Source organism: Citrobacter sp. CK185 (genome assembly GCF_030333565.1).
Taxonomy (GTDB): domain Bacteria; phylum Pseudomonadota; class Gammaproteobacteria; order Enterobacterales; family Enterobacteriaceae; genus Citrobacter_B; species Citrobacter_B koseri.
In genome coordinates, this window is record NZ_JAOWFR010000024.1 from 55,365 (window position 1) to 77,463 (window position 22,099).

Annotated in this window: 22 protein-coding genes; 18 read left to right on the plus strand and 4 right to left on the minus strand. The window is 56.0% G+C overall.

Annotated elements, in window-relative coordinates:
- Positions 1-77 precede the first annotated feature (77 nt).
- On the minus strand, positions 78-440 hold the full coding sequence (gene queD / locus OGV79_RS11425; protein ID WP_012134875.1) for a 6-carboxytetrahydropterin synthase QueD: 363 nt from the start codon (positions 438-440) through the stop codon (positions 78-80).
- A gap of 307 nt (positions 441-747) precedes the next feature.
- Here queD and cysJ point away from each other — a divergent pair, with 307 nt between their 5' ends.
- The 3 genes from cysJ (at position 748) to cysH (ending at position 5,101) form a co-directional block, all read left to right on the plus strand.
- On the plus strand, positions 748-2,553 hold the full coding sequence (gene cysJ / locus OGV79_RS11430) for an NADPH-dependent assimilatory sulfite reductase flavoprotein subunit (protein ID WP_104868258.1): 1,806 nt from the start codon (positions 748-750) through the stop codon (positions 2,551-2,553).
- Positions 2,553-4,265 (plus strand): assimilatory sulfite reductase (NADPH) hemoprotein subunit, encoded by a 1,713-nt coding sequence (gene cysI / locus OGV79_RS11435; protein ID WP_012134872.1) that lies wholly within the window; start codon positions 2,553-2,555, stop codon positions 4,263-4,265. Before cysJ ends, cysI begins: the two co-directional genes overlap by 1 nt.
- A 101-nt stretch (positions 4,266-4,366) precedes the next feature.
- Entirely contained in the window at positions 4,367-5,101 is a 735-nt protein-coding gene (gene cysH / locus OGV79_RS11440) for a phosphoadenosine phosphosulfate reductase (RefSeq protein ID WP_049008633.1), read from the plus strand.
- A gap of 134 nt (positions 5,102-5,235) precedes the next feature.
- Here the strand turns inward: cysH and OGV79_RS11445 are convergent, their stop codons facing one another.
- On the minus strand, positions 5,236-6,279 hold the full coding sequence (locus OGV79_RS11445; protein ID WP_012134869.1) for an aminopeptidase: 1,044 nt from the start codon (positions 6,277-6,279) through the stop codon (positions 5,236-5,238).
- Positions 6,280-6,532: 253 nt separating this feature from the next.
- Here OGV79_RS11445 and cysD point away from each other — a divergent pair, with 253 nt between their 5' ends.
- The 12 genes from cysD to rpoS all read left to right on the plus strand — a co-directional run bounded on the left by cysD (position 6,533) and on the right by rpoS (position 16,431).
- Positions 6,533-7,441: a sulfate adenylyltransferase subunit CysD gene (gene cysD / locus OGV79_RS11450; protein WP_012134868.1), complete on the plus strand. Its 909-nt coding sequence runs from the start codon at positions 6,533-6,535 to the stop codon at positions 7,439-7,441.
- A gap of 9 nt (positions 7,442-7,450) precedes the next feature.
- The gene (gene cysN, locus OGV79_RS11455) at positions 7,451-8,878 is read left to right on the plus strand and encodes a sulfate adenylyltransferase subunit CysN (protein ID WP_104868262.1); all 1,428 of its coding nucleotides are present in this window, start codon (positions 7,451-7,453) and stop codon (positions 8,876-8,878) included.
- Positions 8,878-9,483, plus strand: coding sequence for an adenylyl-sulfate kinase (gene cysC / locus OGV79_RS11460; RefSeq protein ID WP_104868263.1), 606 nt, complete (start codon positions 8,878-8,880; stop codon positions 9,481-9,483). The genes cysN and cysC overlap by 1 nt, the downstream gene beginning before the upstream one ends.
- A 49-nt stretch (positions 9,484-9,532) precedes the next feature.
- Positions 9,533-9,856, plus strand: coding sequence for a DUF3561 family protein (locus tag OGV79_RS11465; protein ID WP_012134865.1), 324 nt, complete (start codon positions 9,533-9,535; stop codon positions 9,854-9,856).
- Positions 9,857-10,057: 201 nt separating this feature from the next.
- A complete protein-coding gene (gene ftsB, locus OGV79_RS11470; RefSeq protein WP_012134864.1) occupies positions 10,058-10,369 on the plus strand; it encodes a cell division protein FtsB in 312 nt (103 codons plus the stop codon).
- An 18-nt stretch (positions 10,370-10,387) separates the two neighbouring features.
- Positions 10,388-11,083, plus strand: a complete 696-nt coding sequence (gene ispD / locus OGV79_RS11475; RefSeq protein WP_200092740.1) for a 2-C-methyl-D-erythritol 4-phosphate cytidylyltransferase — start codon at positions 10,388-10,390, stop codon at positions 11,081-11,083.
- 139 nt (positions 11,084-11,222) lie between these two features.
- Complete coding sequence (ispF, locus tag OGV79_RS11480; RefSeq protein WP_012134862.1) at positions 11,223-11,702, plus strand: 2-C-methyl-D-erythritol 2,4-cyclodiphosphate synthase; 480 nt, start codon at positions 11,223-11,225, stop codon at positions 11,700-11,702.
- Positions 11,699-12,748 (plus strand): tRNA pseudouridine(13) synthase TruD, encoded by a 1,050-nt coding sequence (truD, locus tag OGV79_RS11485; RefSeq protein ID WP_115608917.1) that lies wholly within the window; start codon positions 11,699-11,701, stop codon positions 12,746-12,748. Before ispF ends, truD begins: the two co-directional genes overlap by 4 nt.
- The gene (surE, locus tag OGV79_RS11490; protein WP_012134860.1) at positions 12,729-13,490 is read left to right on the plus strand and encodes a 5'/3'-nucleotidase SurE; all 762 of its coding nucleotides are present in this window, start codon (positions 12,729-12,731) and stop codon (positions 13,488-13,490) included. The genes truD and surE overlap by 20 nt, the downstream gene beginning before the upstream one ends.
- On the plus strand, positions 13,484-14,110 hold the full coding sequence (pcm, locus tag OGV79_RS11495) for a protein-L-isoaspartate O-methyltransferase (protein WP_012134859.1): 627 nt from the start codon (positions 13,484-13,486) through the stop codon (positions 14,108-14,110). Before surE ends, pcm begins: the two co-directional genes overlap by 7 nt.
- Positions 14,111-14,248: 138 nt before the next feature.
- The gene (gene nlpD / locus OGV79_RS11500; RefSeq protein WP_248622651.1) at positions 14,249-15,376 is read left to right on the plus strand and encodes a murein hydrolase activator NlpD; all 1,128 of its coding nucleotides are present in this window, start codon (positions 14,249-14,251) and stop codon (positions 15,374-15,376) included.
- Positions 15,377-15,438: 62 nt separating this feature from the next.
- Positions 15,439-16,431: an RNA polymerase sigma factor RpoS gene (rpoS, locus tag OGV79_RS11505; RefSeq protein ID WP_000081498.1), complete on the plus strand. Its 993-nt coding sequence runs from the start codon at positions 15,439-15,441 to the stop codon at positions 16,429-16,431.
- 150 nt (positions 16,432-16,581) lie between these two features.
- Here rpoS and OGV79_RS11510 read toward each other — a convergent pair whose 3' ends face one another.
- Positions 16,582-16,986 (minus strand): MarR family winged helix-turn-helix transcriptional regulator, encoded by a 405-nt coding sequence (locus OGV79_RS11510; RefSeq protein ID WP_286468392.1) that lies wholly within the window; start codon positions 16,984-16,986, stop codon positions 16,582-16,584.
- Positions 16,987-17,154: 168 nt separating this feature from the next.
- Here OGV79_RS11510 and OGV79_RS11515 point away from each other — a divergent pair, with 168 nt between their 5' ends.
- Genes OGV79_RS11515 through OGV79_RS11525 form a run of 3 tightly spaced genes read left to right on the plus strand, consistent with a single transcriptional unit; the run spans position 17,155 to position 19,422 of the window.
- Positions 17,155-17,748 (plus strand): non-oxidative hydroxyarylic acid decarboxylases subunit B, encoded by a 594-nt coding sequence (locus OGV79_RS11515; protein WP_012134854.1) that lies wholly within the window; start codon positions 17,155-17,157, stop codon positions 17,746-17,748.
- Complete coding sequence (locus OGV79_RS11520) at positions 17,748-19,175, plus strand: non-oxidative hydroxyarylic acid decarboxylases subunit C (RefSeq protein ID WP_101744111.1); 1,428 nt, start codon at positions 17,748-17,750, stop codon at positions 19,173-19,175. Before OGV79_RS11515 ends, OGV79_RS11520 begins: the two co-directional genes overlap by 1 nt.
- A gap of 10 nt (positions 19,176-19,185) precedes the next feature.
- A complete protein-coding gene (locus OGV79_RS11525; RefSeq protein WP_275055575.1) occupies positions 19,186-19,422 on the plus strand; it encodes a non-oxidative hydroxyarylic acid decarboxylases subunit D in 237 nt (78 codons plus the stop codon).
- A gap of 96 nt (positions 19,423-19,518) precedes the next feature.
- On the opposite strand, the gene mutS is transcribed toward OGV79_RS11525, so the two are convergent.
- A complete protein-coding gene (gene mutS, locus OGV79_RS11530; RefSeq protein WP_012134851.1) occupies positions 19,519-22,080 on the minus strand; it encodes a DNA mismatch repair protein MutS in 2,562 nt (853 codons plus the stop codon).
- Positions 22,081-22,099: the final 19 nt, after the last annotated feature.

The window sequence follows — 22,099 nt, forward strand, 5'->3', positions numbered from 1 at the left end:
TGCTCCAGAAATCCTGAGAACACAACCCTAACATAACGTTATTTAAGGAAAATTGACCCGCGACACAAACGAAAAAATCACTCGCCGCGATACACGCAGCCTGCTGTGCAGGTCTCTTTCACCATTACTGCGCTCAGCAGCGGTACGGCAGGTTTAACCTGATCCCAAATCCATTTTGCCAGCACTTCGCTGGTTGGATTTTCCAGACCTGGAATATCGTTCAGATAATAATGATCCAGACGATCGTACGTCGGTTTGAACGCGGCTTTCAGTTCGGCGAAATCCATGATCCAACCGGTATGCGGATCGACGTCACCGGTAATTTCAAGGCGCACCATAAATGAATGACCATGCAGGCGGCCACATTTATGCCCTTCCGGTACGTGGGGCAGGCGGTGAGCGGCTTCAAAGGTGAAATCTTTAAACAAGGTGGTGGACATGGATGATTAACTCTCAAGAATACAAAAACCGCCGTAGGGTACCGGAAAGCACATTTTTTATCATTAACTAAAACGGCGTTGACGCGCGGATAATGAGATTTACACAAGAATTGTGAATTATTTCTTTCTATTTCAATAAGTTGTTTAATCGCTTTTGTTGTTAATAACTATAACTAAAACAGGTTAGTCCATTTGGTTATTTGTTATTTCCATCCCTTCTTTAATTGTTATTATCCCCGCCGTTAACCTTATCGCTAGTTTGGTCTTTTTGCATAAATTCCGCTTTGCTACTGGAACATAACGACGCATGACAACACAGGCCCCACCATCCGCTTTGCTTCCGCTAAACCCGGAGCAGCTGGCACGCCTTCAGGCGGCCACAACCGATCTTTCTCCCACCCAGCTTGCCTGGGTTTCCGGCTATTTCTGGGGAATGCTGAACCAGCAGCCGGGCACGCTCGCCGCCACGCCAGCGCCTGTCGCTGAAATGCCGGGTATTACGCTTATTTCTGCATCGCAAACCGGCAATGCGCGGCGCGTGGCGGAAGCCCTGCGCGATGACCTGCTGGCGGCGAAACTGAGCGTCACGCTGGTTAATGCGGGCGACTACAAATTCAAACAGATCGCCAATGAAAAGCTGCTGGTTGTGGTCGCGTCCACGCAGGGCGAAGGCGAGCCACCGGAAGAAGCCGTTGCGCTGCGTAAGTTTCTGTTCTCTAAAAAAGCGCCGAAGCTCGACAACACCGCCTTCGCCGTCTTTGGCCTCGGTGATACCTCCTATGAATTTTTCTGCCAGGCGGGTAAAGATTTCGACAGCAAGCTGGCGGAACTGGGGGGGGAGCGTCTGCTCGATCGCGTCGATGCGGATGTGGAATACCAGGCGGCGGCACAAGAATGGAGGGCTCGCGTTGTTGACGTACTGAAAGCGCGTGCGCCGAGCGCATCGGCAGCGCAGGTCGCTGTCGCGGCAACGGGGGCAGTGAATGACGTGCATTCCAGCCCTTATACCAAAGAAGCGCCGCTGAGCGCCTCGCTCGCCGTCAATCAGAAAATCACCGGCCGCGACTCGGAAAAAGATGTGCGCCATATCGAAATCGATCTGGGCGATTCCGGCCTGCGTTATCAGCCGGGCGATGCCCTGGGCGTCTGGTATCAGAACGATCCTGAACTGGTCAAAGAGATCGTCGAACTGGTCTGGCTGAAAGGCACGGAGCCGGTTACCGTTAACGGTAAGGTGCTGCCGCTTGCCGAAGCCTTGCAGTGGCATTTTGAGCTGACGGTGAACACCGCCAATATCGTGGAAAACTACGCCACGCTGACCCGCAGCGAATCGCTGTTGCCGCTGGTGGGTGATAAAGCCCAGTTGCAGCATTACGCCGCGACGACGCCTGTCGTTGATATGCTGCGTTTCTCTCCGGCTCAGCTGGATGCTGACGCGCTGGTGGGGCTGCTGCGCCCGCTAACGCCGCGTCTTTACTCGATAGCCTCTTCCCAGGCGGAAGTCGAGAGCGAAGTACATATCACCGTAGGCGCCGTGCGTTATGAAATAGAAGGTCGGGCACGGGCGGGCGGGGCATCAAGCTTCCTGGCCGACCGCGTGGAAGAAGAGGGTGAAGTGCGCGTATTTATCGAACACAACGATAATTTCCGTCTGCCGGCCAACCCGGAAACACCGGTAATCATGATTGGTCCAGGCACCGGGATCGCCCCTTTCCGCGCCTTTATGCAGCAGCGGGCGGCAGATGAAGCGCCGGGTAAAAACTGGTTGTTCTTTGGCAACCCGCACTTTACCGAAGATTTCCTCTACCAGGTGGAATGGCAGCGCTATGTCAAAGAGGGCGTCCTGAGCCGCATCGATCTGGCCTGGTCCCGCGATCAAAAAGAAAAAATATACGTACAAGACAAACTGCGCGAACAGGGCGCAGAGCTGTGGCGCTGGATTAATGACGGCGCGCACATTTATGTCTGCGGCGACGCCAATCGCATGGCGAAAGACGTTGAGCAGGCACTGCTGGAAGTGATTGCCGAATTCGGTGGTATGGATGCCGAAGCGGCGGATGAATTTTTAAGTGAGCTGCGCGTTGAGCGCCGTTATCAGCGAGATGTCTACTAATGAGCGAAAAACATCCAGGCCCACTGGTGGTCGAAGGTAAACTGGCAGATGCCGAGCGCATGAAGCTTGAGAGCAACTACCTGCGCGGCACCATTGCTGAAGATTTGAATGACGGCCTGACCGGCGGTTTTAAAGGCGACAACTTTCTGCTGATCCGTTTTCACGGTATGTACCAGCAGGATGACCGTGACATTCGCGCCGAGCGCGCCGAGCAGAAGCTGGAGCCGCGTCATGCGATGCTGCTGCGTTGCCGTCTGCCGGGGGGGGTTATCACCACCAGACAGTGGCAGGCGATCGATAAATTCGCCGCTGAAAATACGATTTACGGCAGCATTCGCCTGACTAACCGTCAGACCTTCCAGTTCCACGGCATTCTGAAAAAGAACGTGAAGCCGGTACATCAGATGCTGCACTCCGTTGGGCTGGACGCGCTGGCGACCGCCAACGACATGAACCGTAACGTGCTGTGCACCTCTAACCCGTATGAGTCTGAGCTGCATGCCGAAGCCTATGAGTGGGCGAAAAAGATCTCCGAGCATTTGCTGCCGCGCACCCGCGCTTATGCGGAGATCTGGCTTGATCAGGAAAAGGTCGCCACAACGGATGAGGAGCCGATCCTCGGCCAGACCTATCTGCCGCGTAAGTTCAAAACGACCGTGGTGATCCCGCCGCAAAACGATATCGATCTGCATGCCAACGACATGAACTTTGTCGCCGTGGCGGAAAACGGCAAGCTGGTGGGCTTTAACCTGCTGGTCGGCGGCGGGCTTTCCATTGAGCACGGGAACAAGAAAACGTATGCCCGCACCGCGAGCGAGTTCGGCTATCTGCCGCTGGAGCATACCCTGGCGGTGGCGGAAGCGGTGGTGACGACTCAGCGCGACTGGGGTAATCGTACCGATCGTAAAAACGCCAAAACCAAATACACTCTGGAGCGTGTTGGGGTCGAGACGTTCAAGGCGGAAGTCGAGCGTCGTGCAGGCATCAAATTTGAACCGATCCGCCCGTATGAATTTACCGGGCGCGGCGATCGCATCGGTTGGGTGAAAGGCATCGACAACAAATGGCACCTGACGCTGTTTATTGAGAATGGCCGTATTCTGGATTATCCGGGGCGCCCGCTGAAAACAGGTCTGTTGGAGATCGCGAAGATCCACAAGGGCGAATTCCGTATTACCGCCAACCAGAACCTGATCATTGCCGGCGTGCCGGAAAGCCAGAAAGCGAAGATTGAAAAACTGGCGCGCAACCACGGCCTGATGAATGCGGTCACGTCGCAGCGTGAAAACTCGATGGCCTGCGTATCGTTCCCGACCTGCCCGCTGGCGATGGCGGAAGCGGAGCGTTTCCTGCCGACCTTCGTCGATAAAGTGGACGCGTTGATGACCCACCACGGCGTGAGCGATGAGCACATCGTGCTGCGCGTGACGGGCTGCCCAAATGGCTGCGGACGCGCCATGCTGGCGGAAGTCGGCCTGGTGGGGAAAGCGCCGGGTCGTTATAACCTGCATCTGGGCGGCAATCGCATCGGAACGCGTATCCCGCGTATGTTCAAAGAGAACATTACCGAGCCGGAAATTCTGGCGTCGCTGGATGAACTGATTGGGCGCTGGGTAAAAGAGCGCGAAGCGGGTGAAGGCTTCGGCGACTTTACGGTGCGTGCGGGCATCATTCGCCCGGTGCTCGATCCCGCCCGGGATTTCTGGGAATAACGTGCATCGCCGGATGGCGGCATAAATGCCTTATCCGGCCTACGTAGACGGTAGGCCGGATAAGCGCAGCGCCATCAGGCAAGGCAAACAGTGAGGAACTTATGTCCGTACTCGATCTAAACGCCCTGAATGAATTGCCGAAAGTCGAGCGCGTCATGGCGCTGGCTGAAACCAACGCGCAGCTGGAAAAGCAGGATGCTGAAGGACGCGTGGCGTGGGCGCTGGAGAATCTACCCGGTGAATACGTGCTCTCGTCGAGCTTTGGTATTCAGGCGGCGGTCAGCCTGCATCTGGTTAACCAGATTCGCCCGGATATTCCGGTTATCCTGACCGATACCGGCTATCTGTTCCCGGAAACCTACCAATTTATTGATGAGCTGACGGAAAAGCTGAACCTGAACCTGAAAGTCTATCGTGCGACGGAAAGCGCGGCCTGGCAGGAAGCCCGCTACGGTAAACTGTGGGAGCAAGGCGTTGAGGGCATTGAGAAATACAATGACATCAACAAAGTCGAGCCGATGAACCGGGCGTTAAAAGAGCTTAACGCGCAAACGTGGTTTGCTGGCCTGCGCCGCGAACAATCCGGGAGCCGGGCGCATCTGCCTGTGCTGGCGATTCAGCGCGGCGTTTTTAAAGTGCTGCCCATCATCGACTGGGATAACCGGACGGTGTACCAGTATCTGCAAAAACACGGTCTGAAATACCATCCGCTATGGGATCAGGGCTATCTGTCGGTTGGCGATACCCACACCACCCGTAAATGGGAGCCCGGCATGGCGGAAGAAGAGACGCGATTCTTCGGGCTGAAGCGCGAGTGCGGGCTGCACGAAGGGTGATTGTTTGCCTGATGGCGCTGCGCTTATCAGGCCTACCAGACAGTGTCTGTAGGCCGGATAAGGCGTTTACGCCGCCATCCGGCAAGTGCTGCGCTTGTAGGCCCGGTAAGGCGTAGCCGCCACCGGGCGACACATCAGGCTTTACCGGCTTTCGCCAGTTCTTTTACCAGCGGCAACATGATGCGCACGACATCGCGACTGCGGTGTTCAATTCTTCCTGGTAGCGCCTTGTCGATGTGCTGTTGGTTATCCAGACGCACATCGTGCCAGCTGTTTCCGGCCGGGAATGAAGGCGTTTTCGCACGCTGCTGATAGCCGTCTTTTTTCCCCAGATTCCAGTTGGTGGCTTCAACCGACAGCACGGAAATACCGGCTTTATCGAAGACTTCGGCGTCGTTGCAGCAGCCTGTGCCTTTCGGGTAATCCTTGTTCAGACCCGGATTGGTCGCGGCGGCGATACCGTGGCTGCGCGCAATCGCCAGCGCCCGGTCGCGCGTCAGTTTGCGTACGGCTTCCGGCGTTTGCTGCCCGCTGTTGAAGTAGAGTTTGTCGCCGACAATCAGGTTATCAAGGTTAATTACCAGCAGCGTATTTTTCTTCTCAGCGGCGCTCATCCGCTTAAGCAGGTTTTCTGCGCCCAGTTTTCCCTCTTCTTCACCGCTGGTGGCGATAAAGCGGATGCCGTACTGCGTCGGGATGTCTTTCAGGCGTTCAGCCAGTTCCAGCATCACGCCCAGCCCGGCGGCGTTATCGTCAATGCCCTGCAAGGTTAAACCGCCGAGATTGGCGTCGGTATCGGCATCGCTCAGCGGCGCATAGGTATCCAGGTGCGCCATAATAATAATTTGTTGCGGCGCTTTCCCTTCGTGCGCCGCAATAACGGTACTGCCCGTCACGTTATGCCAGTTCTTGCGATTATTCCTGGCGGTATAAATATAGCGGCTATTAAATGTTCGGATATCGCTGCGATATCCCATCTGCTCAAATTGCTGACGTAAATAATCGGCAGAGAGCATCTCCGCCGGTGTTCCGGTCATTCTGCCGGGAAAGAATGTTGCAATGTGTCGTGCCTGAATATTGGCGATATCGCCAGGCTTCGGTGACGTTGCCTGCGCGGGAAGGATAAAGCATACGCCGAGCGCCAGGAGCGCTGCACGGAGGCGCGATGCGGAAAACATAGTGAGTCCTTAAATACAGAGCAGAAATTTTTACCCGCTTAGTATGAAACCGTGATTGCCGTAAAACAATTTCATTTGCTCTGAAATGCCCTAAATCCGGTGGGTTAAGCACTTTTTGATATTTGCTTTCTCAAATCGTTATTCCTTTGAGGAACTACTCATTCCAATTCGTAATTTCATTCGTTCTCCTGCGCTCCCTATAGTCGTGTTATCTGAATGTTTAGCAAAATAGCGGTATTGCAAAGGAACGGTTATGGACCAAAAACGACTCACCCACCTGCGGCAGCTGGAAGCGGAAAGCATCCATATCATTCGCGAGGTGGCCGCCGAATTTTCTAATCCGGTGATGATGTATTCCATCGGTAAAGATTCCAGCGTCATGCTGCATCTGGCGCGTAAAGCGTTTTATCCAGGTACGTTGCCGTTTCCGCTGCTGCACGTTGATACCGGCTGGAAGTTTCGTGAGATGTACGAATTCCGCGATCGCACCGCGAAGGCCTACGGCTGTGAACTGCTGGTGCATAAAAACCCGGAAGGGGTGGCGATGGGGATTAACCCGTTCGTTCACGGCAGCGCTAAACACACCGATATTATGAAAACCGAAGGGTTGAAACAGGCGTTGGATAAATATGGCTTTGACGCCGCGTTCGGCGGCGCGCGCCGCGACGAAGAGAAGTCGCGCGCCAAAGAGCGTATTTACTCCTTCCGCGACCGTTTTCACCGTTGGGATCCGAAGAACCAGCGCCCGGAGCTATGGCACAACTACAACGGGCAGATTAACAAAGGCGAAAGCATCCGCGTTTTCCCGCTCTCTAACTGGACTGAGCAGGATATCTGGCAGTACATCTGGCTGGAAAACATCGAGATCGTGCCGCTGTACCTGGCCGCTGAGCGCCCGGTGCTGGAGCGCGACGGCATGCTGATGATGATCGATGACGATCGTATTGACCTGCAACCCGGCGAGGTGATCAAAAAACGCATGGTGCGTTTCCGTACCCTCGGCTGCTGGCCGCTCACGGGGGCGGTGGAATCCAGCGCGCAGACGCTGCCGGAAATTATTGAAGAGATGCTGGTCTCGACCACCAGTGAACGTCAGGGGCGCGTGATTGACCGCGACCAGGCGGGCTCAATGGAGCTGAAGAAACGTCAGGGGTATTTCTAAGGAGCCGCCATGAACACCACACTTGCACAACAAATCGCTAATGAAGGCGGCGTCGAAGCCTGGATGGTTGCCCAGCAACACAAAAGCCTGCTGCGTTTCCTGACCTGCGGCAGCGTCGATGACGGTAAAAGCACGCTGATTGGCCGACTGCTGCACGATACGCGTCAGATTTATGAAGATCAGCTCTCGTCGCTGCATAACGACAGTAAGCGTCATGGCACCCAAGGTGAAAAACTCGATCTGGCGCTGCTGGTCGACGGGTTGCAGGCTGAGCGCGAGCAGGGAATTACCATTGATGTGGCGTACCGCTATTTCTCGACCGAGAAACGCAAATTTATTATTGCCGACACGCCAGGGCACGAGCAGTACACGCGTAACATGGCGACCGGCGCATCGACCTGCGATCTGGCGATCCTGCTGATCGACGCCCGCAAAGGCGTGCTGGATCAGACCCGCCGCCACAGTTTCATCTCTACGCTGCTGGGCATCAAGCACCTGGTGGTGGCGATCAACAAGATGGATCTGGTGGGGTTCAGCGAGGAGACGTTCGCCCGTATTCGCGAAGATTACCTGACGTTTGCCGGGCAGTTGCCGGGGAACCTGGACATCCGCTTTGTGCCGCTCTCTGCGCTGGAAGGGGATAACGTCGCGACCCAGAGCGCCAGTATGCCGTGGTACAACGGCCCGACGCTGCTGGAAGTGCTGGAGACGGTTGAGATCCAGCGGGTTGTCGACACCCAGCCGATGCGCTTCCCGGTACAGTATGTGAACCGTCCGAACCTCGATTTCCGTGGTTATGCCGGAACGCTGGCCTCCGGCAGCGTGAAGGTCGGGCAGCGTGTCAAAGTTCTGCCGTCCGGCGTTGAATCCAACGTGGCGCGCATCGTCACCTTTGATGGCGATCTGCAAGAGGCGCACGCCGGTGAAGCGATTACGCTGGTGCTGAAAGATGAAATTGACATCAGCCGTGGCGATTTGTTGCTGGATGCAGGCGAAAACCTGCCAGCCGTACAGAGCGCCGCCGTTGATGTGGTATGGATGGCGGAACAACCGCTGTCGGCCGGGCAGAGTTATGACATCAAGATTGCCGGTAAAAAGACCCGTGCGCGCGTTGATGCCATTCGCCATCAGGTTGATATCAACAACCTGACCCAGCGCGAGGTGGAAAGCCTGCCGTTGAACGGTATCGGCCTGGTCGAACTGACTTTTGACGAACCGTTAGTGCTGGATACATACCAGCAGAACCCGGTCACTGGCGGGTTAATCATCATCGACCGGCTGTCCAACGTGACCGTTGGCGCGGGGCTGGTGCGTGAGCCTATTGAGCGCACCGCCGCGACGCCTTCCGGGTTCAGCGATTTTGAGCTGGAACTGAACGCGCTGATCCGTCGCCACTTCCCGCACTGGGGCGCGCGTGATTTGCTGGGAGGCAAGTAATGGCGCTGCATGACGAAAACGTCGTCTGGCATGCCCATGCGGTGACGCGCGAAGATCGTGAAGCGCTGCATGGGCATAAAGGGGCTGTGGTCTGGTTTACGGGACTTTCCGGTTCGGGGAAATCAACGGTTGCAGGCGCGCTGGAAGAGGCCCTGCATAAGCTGGGCGTCAGCACCTGGCTGCTGGATGGCGATAATGTCCGTCACGGCCTGTGCAGCGATCTTGGCTTTAGCGACGCAGACCGTAAAGAGAATATCCGTCGGGTGGGGGAGGTTGCGAACCTGATGGTGGATGCCGGGCTGGTGGTGCTGACGGCGTTTATTTCGCCGCATCGCGCGGAGCGGCAGATGGTGCGCGAGCGCATCGGGGAGGGGCGGTTTATCGAGGTTTTTGTCGATACGCCGCTGGCAACCTGTGAAGCGCGTGATCCTAAAGGGCTGTACAAGAAGGCCAGGGCGGGTGAACTGCGTAATTTCACCGGCATTGATTCGGTATATGAAACGCCTGAATCGCCTGAAGTTCATCTGGATGGTGAACAATTAGTAACAAATTTGGTTGCCCAATTATTAGATCTACTGAGACAGGGCGATATTATCAGATCCTGAGACACCGCCGGGCTTGTATGCCCGGTGAGTCAAGGTTACAGGATTCGATATGCGTAATAGCCATAACATTACTATCACAAGGTCAGATGCCCTCACGACCGACGACGACACAACCTGGTCACTGCCGGGCGCCGTGGTCGGTTTTGCCTCGTGGCTGCTGGCGTTGGGAATTCCCTTTCTCATCTATGGCCCTAACACGCTGTTTTTCTTCCTCTATACCTGGCCCTTTTTCCTGGCGCTCATGCCCGTTGCGGTTGTGGTCGGCGTGGCCCTGCATTCAATCATGAGCGGCAAACTGTTCTACAGCATTACGGCTACGCTATTAACGGTAGGCGCGATGTTTGGCGCGCTCTTCATGTGGCTGTTGGGGTAGGTCAGCCCTCCCTTTTCATGACGGGCGAGAGTGGCCATAATTCAAACCGTAACCAACAATAAGATTATGTTCTCCCTGCACGAGATATGCGGATCGGCGGATAAATGTGGTACATTTGCCCGCGTTGTCGCGGCATTCCCGCCTCAGAGTAGAGTCTCTGGGAAAGTTATGGGATGATGGTGCCGTTTTTCAGGGGGCAGGATGGGTAAACTAACGCTGCTGCTGCTGACTTTACTGGTCTGGTTGCAGTATTCGCTGTGGTTCGGTAAGAACGGCATACATGACTACAGCCGCGTCAACGATGATGTGGCTGCGCAGCAAGCTACGAATGCGAAACTTAAAGCGCGTAACGATCAGCTTTTCGCCGAAATTGACGATCTCAATGGCGGCCAGGAAGCGATCGAGGAGCGCGCGCGTAATGAACTCAGCATGACCAAACCGGGCGAAACTTTTTACCGTCTGGTGCCTGACGCGTCTAAACGTGCTCAGGCTGCGGGGCAAACTAATCGATAAATCAGCCCAGGAAATGACATGGCAGCCACTTTATTGGACGTTTGCGCTGTGGTACCGGCTGCCGGATTTGGCCGCCGAATGCAAACGGAATGTCCTAAGCAATATCTCTCTATTGGCAATAAAACCATTCTTGAACACTCGGTGCATGCGCTGCTGGCGCATCCCCGGGTGACGCGCGTCGTTATCGCAATCAGCCCTGGCGACAGCCGCTTCGCCGAACTTCCTCTGGCGCAACATCCGCAGGTCACCGTCGTGGACGGGGGCGACGAGCGCGCCGATTCCGTACTGGCAGGCTTACGGGCGGCCGGTGACGCGCAGTGGGTGCTGGTGCATGACGCCGCCCGGCCTTGTCTGCATCAGGATGACCTGGCGCGCCTGCTCTCGCTTAGCGAAACCAGCCGCACGGGTGGAATCCTCGCCGCTCCGGTACGCGACACCATGAAACGCGCCGAGCCGGGTAAAGCCGCCATTGCGCATACCGTAGAGCGTACCGACCTGTGGCACGCGTTAACGCCGCAATTCTTCCCACGCGAGCTGCTGCACGATTGCCTGAGCCGTGCGCTGAACGAAGGCGCGATCATTACCGATGAGGCGTCCGCGCTGGAGTATTGCGGTTTTCATCCCCAACTGGTTGAAGGCCGGGCTGATAATATAAAAGTCACCCGCCCGGAAGATCTGGCGCTTGCGGAATTTTATCTGACCCGAACAATCTAGACACAAAATCATTCAGGCTGCATCGAGGCGGCAACTGAGTGCATCCCCAGGAGCTTACATAAGTAAGTGACTGGGGTGAACAAAGGCAGCCAACAAAGAGGCAGCTTGAAGGATGATGTGTATATCAGGAGAATGCATGATGCGAATCGGACACGGTTTTGACGTACACGCTTTTGGCGGAGAAGGCCCAATTATCATTGGTGGCGTGCGCATCCCGTATGACAAAGGGCTGCTGGCGCATTCTGATGGCGACGTGGCGCTGCATGCGCTGACCGATGCGCTGCTCGGCGCGGCGGCGCTTGGCGATATCGGCAAACTTTTCCCGGATACCGATCCGGCCTTTAAAGGCGCGGACAGCCGCGAATTGCTGCGGGAAGCATGGCGACGCATTCAGGCCAAAGGCTATACCCTTGGTAACGTGGACGTGACCATTATCGCCCAGGCGCCGAAGATGCTGCCGCATATCCCGCAAATGCGCGTGTTTATCGCGGAAGATCTTGGTTGTCATATGGATGATGTCAACGTCAAGGCGACCACCACGGAGAAACTCGGGTTCACCGGGCGTGGGGAAGGGATTGCCTGTGAAGCGGTGGCGTTACTGATTAAGGCCGCGAAATGACCGAGTTTGAAAACCTGACGTACCTCCACGGAAAGCCGCAGGGCACCGGGCTGCTTAAAGCGAACCCGGAAGATTTTGTGGTGGTTGAAGATTTAGGTTTTGAGCCAGATGGCGAAGGCGAACATATTCTGGTTCGCATTCTGAAAAACGGTTGTAACACCCGTTTTGTGGCCGATGCGCTGGCGAAATTCCTTAAAATTCATGCCCGTGAAGTGAGCTTTGCCGGGCAGAAAGACAAGCATGCCGTCACTGAACAGTGGCTGTGTGCGCGCGTGCCGGGCAAAGAGATGCCAGACCTGAGCGCATTCCAGATTGAAGGCTGTAAAGTGCTGGAGTACGCTCGTCACAAACGTAAGCTGCGTTTAGGCGCGCTGAAGGGCAACGCGTTTACGCTGGTGCTGCGTGAAGTCAGCCATCGTGATGATGTCGAAGCCCGGCTACAGGCCATCAATACGCGCGGCGTACCAAACTATTTTGGCGCGCAGCGATTCGGTATTGGCGGCAGCAACCTGCAAGGCGCGCTGCGCTGGGCGCAAAGCAATGCGCCGGTGCGCGATCGCAATAAACGCAGTTTTTGGTTGTCGGCGGCCCGCAGTGCGTTGTTTAATCAGATCGTCAACGAACGCGTGAAAAAACCAGACTTTAATCAAGTTGTTGATGGCGATGCGCTACAATTAGCGGGGCGCGGGAGCTGGTTTGTGGCCACGCAGGAAGAACAGGCGGAATTGCAGCGTCGCGTTGACGAAAAAGAACTGATGATTACGGCGGCGCTTCCCGGTAGCGGCGAGTGGGGAACCCTGCGCGACGCGCTGGCGTTTGAAGAGGCTGCCATTGCGGATGAGGGCGAACTGCAATCGTTACTGCTGCGCGAAAAGGTTGAAGCGGCGCGCAGGGCGATGCTGCTCTATCCGCAACAATTACGCTGGAACTGGTGGGATGACGTCACCGTTGAGCTGCGCTTCTGGCTACCGGCAGGCAGTTTCGCCACCAGCGTCGTAAGGGAACTGATTAACACAATGGGTGATTATGCGCATATTGCTGAGTAACGATGATGGGGTCCACGCGCCCGGTATACAAACGCTGGCGAAAGCGCTGCGTGAGTTTGCTGACGTACAGGTCGTCGCCCCGGATCGTAACCGCAGTGGCGCGTCAAACTCGCTGACGCTGGAATCCTCGCTTCGTACCTTTACTTTTGATAACGGCGATATCGCCGTGCAGATGGGCACGCCGACCGACTGCGTCTACCTGGGCGTGAACGCGCTGATGCGTCCGCGCCCGGATATTGTGGTTTCAGGCATTAACGCGGGCCCTAATCTGGGCGATGATGTCATCTATTCCGGGACCGTCGCCGCAGCGATGGAGGGCCGTCACCTGGGTTTTCCCGCGCTGGCGGTATCGCTTGACGGCCATCAGCACTATGAGACGGCGGCAGCGGTAACCTGCTCTATTTTGCGTGCATTACGTCGGGAGCCGCTGCGTACCGGACGCATTCTGAATATCAATGTCCCGGATCTGCCGCTGGATCAAATCAAAGGCATTCGCGTAACTCGCTGCGGCAGCCGCCATCCGGCCGATCAGGTTATTCCACAGCAGGACCCGCGCGGCAACACGCTGTACTGGATCGGCCCGCCGGGCGGCAAATGCGACGCCGGGCCGGACACCGATTTTGCGGCAGTGGATGAGGGCTATGTCTCCGTTACCCCGCTGCATGTGGATTTAACGGCGTATAGCGCGCATGATGTGGTTTCGGACTGGTTAGACAGCGTGGGAGTTGACGCGCAATGGTAAGCAGACGCGTACACACTCTTCTTGAACAATTGCGCGCTCAGGGCATCAAAGATGAGCAAGTGCTGGATGCGCTTGCTGCCGTCCCGCGTGAAAAGTTCATTGATGAAGCGTTTGAACATAAAGCCTGGGACAATATCGCTTTGCCGATTGGCCAGGGGCAGACCATTTCGCAGCCCTATATGGTGGCGCGAATGACAGAATTGCTTGAGCTGACGCCGCAATCCAGAGTGCTGGAGATCGGCACCGGCTCCGGGTATCAGACGGCGATTCTCGCGCATCTGGTACAGCATGTGTGCTCGGTGGAGCGCATTAAAGGGCTGCAATGGCAGGCGCGTCGTCGCCTGAAACAGCTTGATTTACACAATGTTTCAACTCGTCATGGCGATGGATGGCAAGGTTGGCAGGCTCGCGCCCCGTTTGACGCCATCATCGTGACGGCAGCTCCGCCGGAAATTCCGACGGCGTTAATGACGCAGCTGGATGAAGGCGGGATTCTCGTTTTACCCGTGGGTGAGGAGCATCAGTTCTTGAAACGGGTGCGTCGCCGGGGAGGCGAATTTATTATCGATACCGTGGAGGCCGTCCGCTTTGTGCCTTTAGTGAAAGGCGAACTCGCTTAAGCATCCTTTAATACCCGGATTTTTCCTGGTTATTTTATAAAGGGTAAGCGTATTGTGGGGACGTTTCCAGCGTCCAGGCCGATGCCTTGCACGGTTATTACGTCACTGGTTGTTAACCAAATTTTTCCTGGGGGATAAATGAGCGCGGGAAGCCCAAAATTCACCGTTAGCCGCATTGCGGCATTGTCGCTGGTTTCGCTATGGCTGGCAGGTTGTTCCAATTCTTCGAATCCTCCTGCGCCGGTAAGCTCAGTTAATGGTAATACCCCGTCGAGCACCAGCTCCGGGATGCTGATCACGCCGCCGCCCAAAATGGGGGCAACGGCGCAACAAACGCCGCAGATTCAGCCCGTGCAGCCTGTTCAACCGGTTGCCCAGTCCCGGCAGATCCAGCCGGTCGCTGAGCAGCCTGTGCAAATGGAAAATGGCCGTATCGTGTACAACCGCCAGTATGGGAACATTCCGAAAGGCAGCTACACCGGCGGCAGCACATACACCGTTAAAAAAGGCGACACGCTTTTTTATATCGCCTGGATCACCGGGAACGATTTCCGCGACCTTGCTCAGCGTAACAACGTTCCGGCCCCATACGGCCTGAATGTGGGGCAAACGCTCCAGGTCGGCAATGCCTCAGGCACGCCAATTACCGGCGGCAACGCGATTACGCAGGCGGATGCAGTAGAGCAAGGAGTTGTGACCAAACCTGCACAAAATTCCACCGTTGTAGTTGCGTCGAAACCGACAATTACGTATTCTGAGGATTCAGGTGAACAAAGTGCTAATAAAATGTTGCCGAACAACAAGCCTGCTGGGACCGTGGTCACAGCGCCTGTAACGGCACCAACAGCGAGCACAACCGAACCGACTGCAAGCAGTACGTCAACCAGTTCGCCAATCTCCACATGGCGCTGGCCGACTGAGGGCAAAGTGATCGAAAACTTCGCGGCTACCGAAGGTGGCAACAAAGGGATCGACATTGCAGGCAGTAAAGGACAGGCTATTGTCGCGACCGCAGATGGACGCGTCGTATATGCCGGTAACGCGCTGCGCGGTTACGGTAATCTTATTATCATCAAACACAACGATGATTACCTGAGTGCCTACGCCCATAACGATACGATGCTGGTCCGGGAACAACAAGAAGTTAAGGCGGGGCAAAAAATCGCTACCATGGGTAGCACCGGAACCAGTTCTACACGCTTGCATTTTGAAATTCGTTACAAGGGGAAATCCGTAAACCCGCTGCGCTATTTACCGCAGCGATAATTCGGCGGAACCAGGCTTGCACTTGCTAGTTCCGTCCAGGGATCACGGGTAGGAGCCACCTTATGAGTCAGAATACGCTGAAAGTTCATGATTTAAATGAAGACGCGGAATTTGATGAGAACGGAGTAGAGGCTTTTGACGAAAAAGCCTTGAGTGAAGAGGAACCCAGTGATAACGACCTGGCTGAAGAGGAGCTGTTATCGCAAGGGGCCACACAGCGTGTGTTGGACGCGACTCAGCTTTACCTTGGTGAGATTGGTTATTCGCCACTGTTAACGGCCGAAGAAGAAGTTTATTTTGCGCGTCGCGCACTGCGTGGAGATGTTGCCTCTCGCCGTCGCATGATTGAGAGTAACTTGCGTCTGGTGGTAAAAATTGCCCGCCGTTATGGCAATCGTGGACTGGCGTTGCTGGACCTGATTGAAGAGGGCAATTTGGGGCTTATCCGTGCCGTCGAGAAGTTTGACCCTGAACGTGGGTTCCGTTTCTCAACATACGCTACCTGGTGGATTCGCCAGACGATCGAACGGGCCATTATGAACCAAACCCGTACGATTCGACTGCCGATTCACATTGTTAAAGAGCTGAACGTCTATCTGCGTACCGCACGAGAGTTGTCGCATAAACTGGACCACGAACCGAGCGCGGAAGAGATAGCAGAGCAACTGGATAAACCGGTTGATGACGTCAGCCGTATGCTTCGTCTCAACGAGCGCATAACCTCGGTAGACACCCCGCTGGGTGGTGATTCCGAAAAAGCGTTGCTGGATATCCTGGCCGATGAAAAAGAGAACGGCCCGGAAGACACCACGCAAGATGATGATATGAAACAGAGTATCGTCAAATGGCTGTTCGAACTGAACGCCAAACAGCGTGAAGTGCTGGCACGTCGTTTCGGTCTGCTGGGGTATGAAGCGGCGACACTGGAAGATGTGGGGCGTGAAATTGGTCTCACCCGTGAACGTGTTCGTCAGATTCAGGTTGAAGGCCTGCGTCGTCTGCGCGAAATTTTGCAGACTCAGGGGCTGAATATCGAAGCGCTGTTCCGTGAGTAAGTGATTATTCGTCAAAAAAAGGCCAGTCGTGAGACTGGCCTTTTTCTTTGGCCGTCAATTCGTAGGCCAGATAAGGCGTAGCCGTCATCTGGCACTTATTGCCCGATGGCGCTTTGCTTATCGGGCCGACAAAAATATCCCAGGCTGACTTTACCCCATCATCTTGCGCACCAGCTGCGTGAACTGCTCACGCTCATCGTCGCTCAGGCGCCCTAAAAATTCATCATCCACACGATCCCCCAACGGCATGGAGCCGGTCAGCAGCGTTTCTCCTTCGCCAGTGAGATAAACAAAGCGGCGGCGTTTATCTTGTGGATCGCTTTCCCGCGTCACCAGTCCCCGGCTTTCCATTCGGCTTAGCATCTCCGCCAGCGTCGCTTTTGTACTGACCGCCGCCTCCATTAGGGCAATCTGCTCAATGCCTGGATGCTCAGCAATAGCGCGCATTACCGCATACTGTGGCTTGGTCAGTTCCGGTAATTCGTGCTGCCAGCGGGCCGTATGCTGTTGAAAAAGCTGACGTAACAGATGAAACGCTGTGTTTCGTAACTCCATGTGCGCTCCTGGCAAAATATCTGTTGCTATCATAACGGGTTGTAGCAATTTTTATAATGCTCAATCTTTTAGCTCTCCGTGCGGCTATGGGGAATGAAGCTTGTCCAGGTATTCCGGGTAGCGTATTTTATCCAAAACGTTCGTATACGAACAAAAATGGAGTAATGAATGAGACTGATTGTGGGGATGACCGGCGCAACGGGGGCGCCGCTAGGCATTGCGCTGCTACAGGCGCTGCGGCAAATGCCGACAGTAGAAACACACCTGGTAATGTCTAAGTGGGCCAAAACGACCATTGAGCTGGAAACGCCTTACAGTGCGCGAGATGTTGCCGGACTGGCTGATTACTGCCATAACCCGGCGGATCAGGCGGCGACGATCTCTTCCGGCTCATTTCGCACCGACGGCATGATCATTATGCCTTGCAGTATGAAAACGCTGGCGGGGATTCGCGCAGGATATGCCGAGGGGTTAGTTGGCCGTGCCGCCGATGTGGTGCTGAAAGAAGGGCGCAAACTGGTGCTGGTGCCGCGTGAAATGCCGCTCAGCACGATCCATCTGGAAAACATGCTCGCCCTTTCCCGCATGGGGGTCGCGATGGTGCCGCCCATGCCTGCTTTCTACAACCATCCGCAAACTATTGATGATATTACGCAGCATATTGTGGCGCGTGTGCTGGATCAGTTTGGTCTGGAGCATCCGCGTGCCCGGCGCTGGCAGGGGTTGCAGCAGGCGCAGAATTTTTCACAGGAGAATGAATAATGGCATTTGATGACTTACGCAGCTTTTTGCAGGCGCTCGACGAGCAGGGGCAACTGCTGAAAATCAGTGAAGAAGTGAATGCAGAGCCGGATCTGGCTGCTGCGGCTAACGCAACCGGGCGCATTGGCGACGGCGCGCCTGCGCTGTGGTTCGATAATATCCGTGGCTTCACGGATGCGCGCGTGGCGATGAACACCATTGGTTCCTGGCAGAACCATGCCATCTCTTTAGGCTTGCCGCCTAATACGCCAGTAAAAAAGCAAATTGATGAATTTATCCGCCGCTGGGACACGTTCCCCGTCGCCCCCGAGCGCCGAGCCAACCCGGCGTGGGCGGAAAACACCGTTGATGGCGAGGCGATCAACCTGTTTGATATTCTGCCGCTGTTTCGCCTCAACGATGGCGATGGCGGCTTCTATCTGGATAAAGCCTGTGTCGTCTCCCGCGATCCGCTCGACCCGGATCACTTCGGCAAGCAGAATGTGGGTATCTACCGGATGGAAGTGAAAGGCAAGCGTAAGCTGGGCCTGCAACCGGTGCCAATGCACGATATCGCGCTGCATCTGCATAAGGCGGAAGAGCGTGGCGAAGATCTGCCGATTGCTATTACGCTCGGTAACGATCCGATCATCACTCTGATGGGCGCCACTCCGCTGAAATACGATCAGTCTGAGTATGAAATGGCGGGCGCGCTGCGCGAAAGCCCATACCCGATCGCCACCGCACCGCTGACCGGCTTTGATGTGCCGTGGGGCTCAGAAGTGATCCTTGAAGGGGTGATCGAAAGCCGTAAGCGTGAAATTGAAGGGCCGTTTGGCGAGTTTACCGGCCACTATTCTGGTGGGCGCAATATGACGGTGGTGCGCATCGACAAAGTGTCTTATCGCACTAAACCGATTTTTGAATCGCTCTACCTCGGGATGCCGTGGACTGAAATCGACTACCTGATGGGGCCAGCGACCTGTGTGCCGCTGTATCAGCAGTTGAAAGCGGAATTCCCGGAAGTGCAGGCGGTTAACGCCATGTATACCCACGGTCTGCTGGCGATTATCTCGACCAAAAAACGCTACGGCGGATTTGCCCGCGCAGTCGGCCTGCGGGCAATGACCACGCCGCACGGTCTGGGCTACGTGAAGATGGTGATTATGGTTGATGAGGATGTCGATCCGTTCAACCTGCCGCAGGTGATGTGGGCGCTGTCGTCGAAGGTCAACCCGGCAGGCGATTTGGTGCAGTTGCCGAACATGTCGGTGCTGGAACTGGACCCAGGCTCAAGCCCGGCGGGGATCACTGACAAACTGATCATCGACGCCACAACGCCGGTTGCGCCGGATAATCGCGGCCACTACAGCCAGCCGGTATGTGATTTACCGGAAACCAAAGACTGGGCTGAAAAGCTGACTGCCATGCTGGCCAACCGTAAATAAGGAGTAGCAGATGATTTGTCCACGTTGCGCTGATGAACATATTGAATTGATGGCGACCTCTCCGGTCAAAGGGATCTGGACGGTGTATCAGTGCCAGCATTGTCTGTACACCTGGCGTAATACCGAGCCGCTACGCCGTACCAGCCGTGAACATTATCCGCAAGCGTTTCGCATGACGCAGAAAGATATTGATCAAGCGCCGATGGTGCCGGGCATTCCACCGCTGCTGGCGGAAGATAAGCGTTAATAAAAAAGCCGGATGGCGGCTGGCGCCTTATCCGGCCTACGTATTGCGATGCTTCTTGTAGGCCCGGTAAGCGTAGCGCCACCGGGCGTTTCTGATTTACACCAGACTCTTCAACCGGTAGATCCACTCCAGCGCCTGGCGTGGCGTCAGAGAGTCAGGGTCGAGGTTCTCCAGCGCTTCAACGGCAGGAGAGGTCTCTTCCGCAACCGACAGCAGCGACATCTGCGTACCATCCACCTGGGTCGCGGCGGCATTCGGCGAGAGGCTTTCCAGCTCGCGCAGCTTTTGCCGCGCGCGTTTGATCACCTCTTTCGGCACGCCCGCCAGCGCAGCTACCGCCAGACCGTAACTCTTGCTTGCCGCCCCGTCCTGCACGCTGTGCATAAAGGCGATGGTATCGCCGTGCTCCAGCGCGTCCAGATGCACATTCGCGACGCCTTCCATTTTCTCCGGCAACTGCGTCAGTTCGAAGTAGTGGGTGGCGAACAGCGTCAACGCTTTGATCTTATTCGCCAGATTTTCCGCACACGCCCACGCCAGCGACAGGCCGTCATAGGTTGATGTGCCGCGCCCGATTTCGTCCATCAAAACCAGACTGTTTTCGGTCGCGTTGTGCAAAATATTGGCGGTTTCGGTCATCTCGACCATGAAGGTTGAACGACCGGAAGCCAGATCGTCCGCCGCGCCTACGCGGGTAAAGATGCGGTCAATCGGGCCAATCTCAACGCTTTGCGCTGGCACGTAGCTGCCAATATACGCCAGCAGCGCAATCAGCGCGGTCTGACGCATATAGGTGCTTTTACCCCCCATGTTCGGCCCGGTGATAATCAACATTCGGCGCTGCGGGGAAAGGTTCAGCGGGTTGGCGATAAACGGCTCGTTCAGCACCTGCTCGACAACCGGATGGCGACCTTCGGTAATACGAATGCCGGGCTTATCGCTAAAAGTCGGACAGGTATAATTCAGCGTATACGCGCGTTCAGCCAGGTTGACCAGCACGTCCAGCTCAGCCAGCGCATTGGCGCTCTGTTGCAGCTCTGCCAGGTGAGGGAGCAGCAGATCGAACAGCTCGTCATAAAGCTGTTTTTCCAGCGCCAGCGCTTTGCCTTTAGAGGTCAGAACTTTGTCTTCGTACTCTTTCAGCTCGGGAATAATGTAGCGCTCGGCGTTTTTCAGCGTCTGACGGCGGACGTAGTTAATGGGCGCCAGGTGGCTTTGCCCACGGCTGATCTGGATGTAATAACCGTGTACGGCGTTAAAGCCGACTTTCAGCGTATCCAGCCCGGTACGTTCACGCTCGCGTATTTCCAGACGATCGAGATAGTCGGTCGCCCCGTCAGCCAGCGCGCGCCATTCGTCCAGTTCTTCGTTGTAGCCCGGCGCAATAACGCCGCCGTCGCGCACCAGAACCGGCGGCGCATCGATAATGGCGCGTTCCAGCAGATCGCGCAGTTCGGTAAACTCGCCCATTTTCTCGCGCAGGTTCTGCACGGGGGCGCTGGTTACGGTTTCAAGCTGTGCGCGCAGTTCCGGTAACTGCTGGAAGGCGTGACGCATACGGGCGAGATCGCGTGGTCGGGCGGTACGCAAGGCCAGACGGGCGAGGATACGCTCCAGGTCGCCCACCTGACGCAGCACCGGTTGCAATTCACTGGTCACATCCTGCAACGCGCCAATGGTCTGCTGACGTTCGATCAGGGTTTTCGTGTCGCGCACCGGCATATGCAGCCAGCGTTTGAGCATACGGCTGCCCATTGGCGTGACGGTGCAGTCGAGCACCGAAGCCAGCGTATTGTCCACGCCGCCCGCCAGGTTCTGGGTGATCTCCAGGTTGCGGCGCGTGGCGGCATCCATAATGATGCTGTCCTGCTGGCGTTCCATCGTAATGGAGCGAATGTGTGGCAGTGAAGTGCGCTGGGTGTCTTTGACGTACTGCAACAGACAGCCTGCGGCGCACAGTCCGCGTGGTGCGTTCTCTACGCCAAAGCCGATCAGGTCCCGTGTACCAAATTGCAGGTTTAGCTGCTGGCGAGCGGTATCGATTTCAAATTCCCACAGCGGGCGACGGCGTAAACCACGGCGGCCGTCGATCAGCGCCATTTCGGCAAAATCTTCGGCGTACAGCAGTTCTGCCGGGTTAGTGCGCTGTAATTCTGCGGCCATCGTTTCACGGTCAACCGGTTCGCTTAAGCGAAAACGCCCGGAGCTGATGTCCAGCGTGGCGTAACCGTAGCCTTTGCTGTCCTGCCAGATGGCGGCCAGCAGGTTGTCCTGGCGCTCCTGCAACAGCGCTTCATCGCTGATAGTGCCAGGCGTAACGATGCGCACGACCTTACGTTCAACCGGGCCTTTGCTGGTGGCCGGATCGCCAATCTGTTCACAGATTGCGACGGACTCCCCTTGATTGACCAGCTTCGCAAGGTAGTTTTCGACGGCGTGATGCGGGATGCCCGCCATCGGAATCGGTTCGCCCGCCGATGCGCCGCGTTTGGTCAGCGAAATATCGAGTAATTGCGAGGCGCGGCGTGCATCGTCGTAAAACAGTTCGTAAAAATCGCCCATGCGGTAAAACAGCAGGATCTCCGGGTGCTGGGCTTTCAGCTTGAGATACTGCTGCATCATGGGGGTATGGGCGTCGAGATTATCGATTGTACTCATGGAGTCGTGTCCAGTTCCC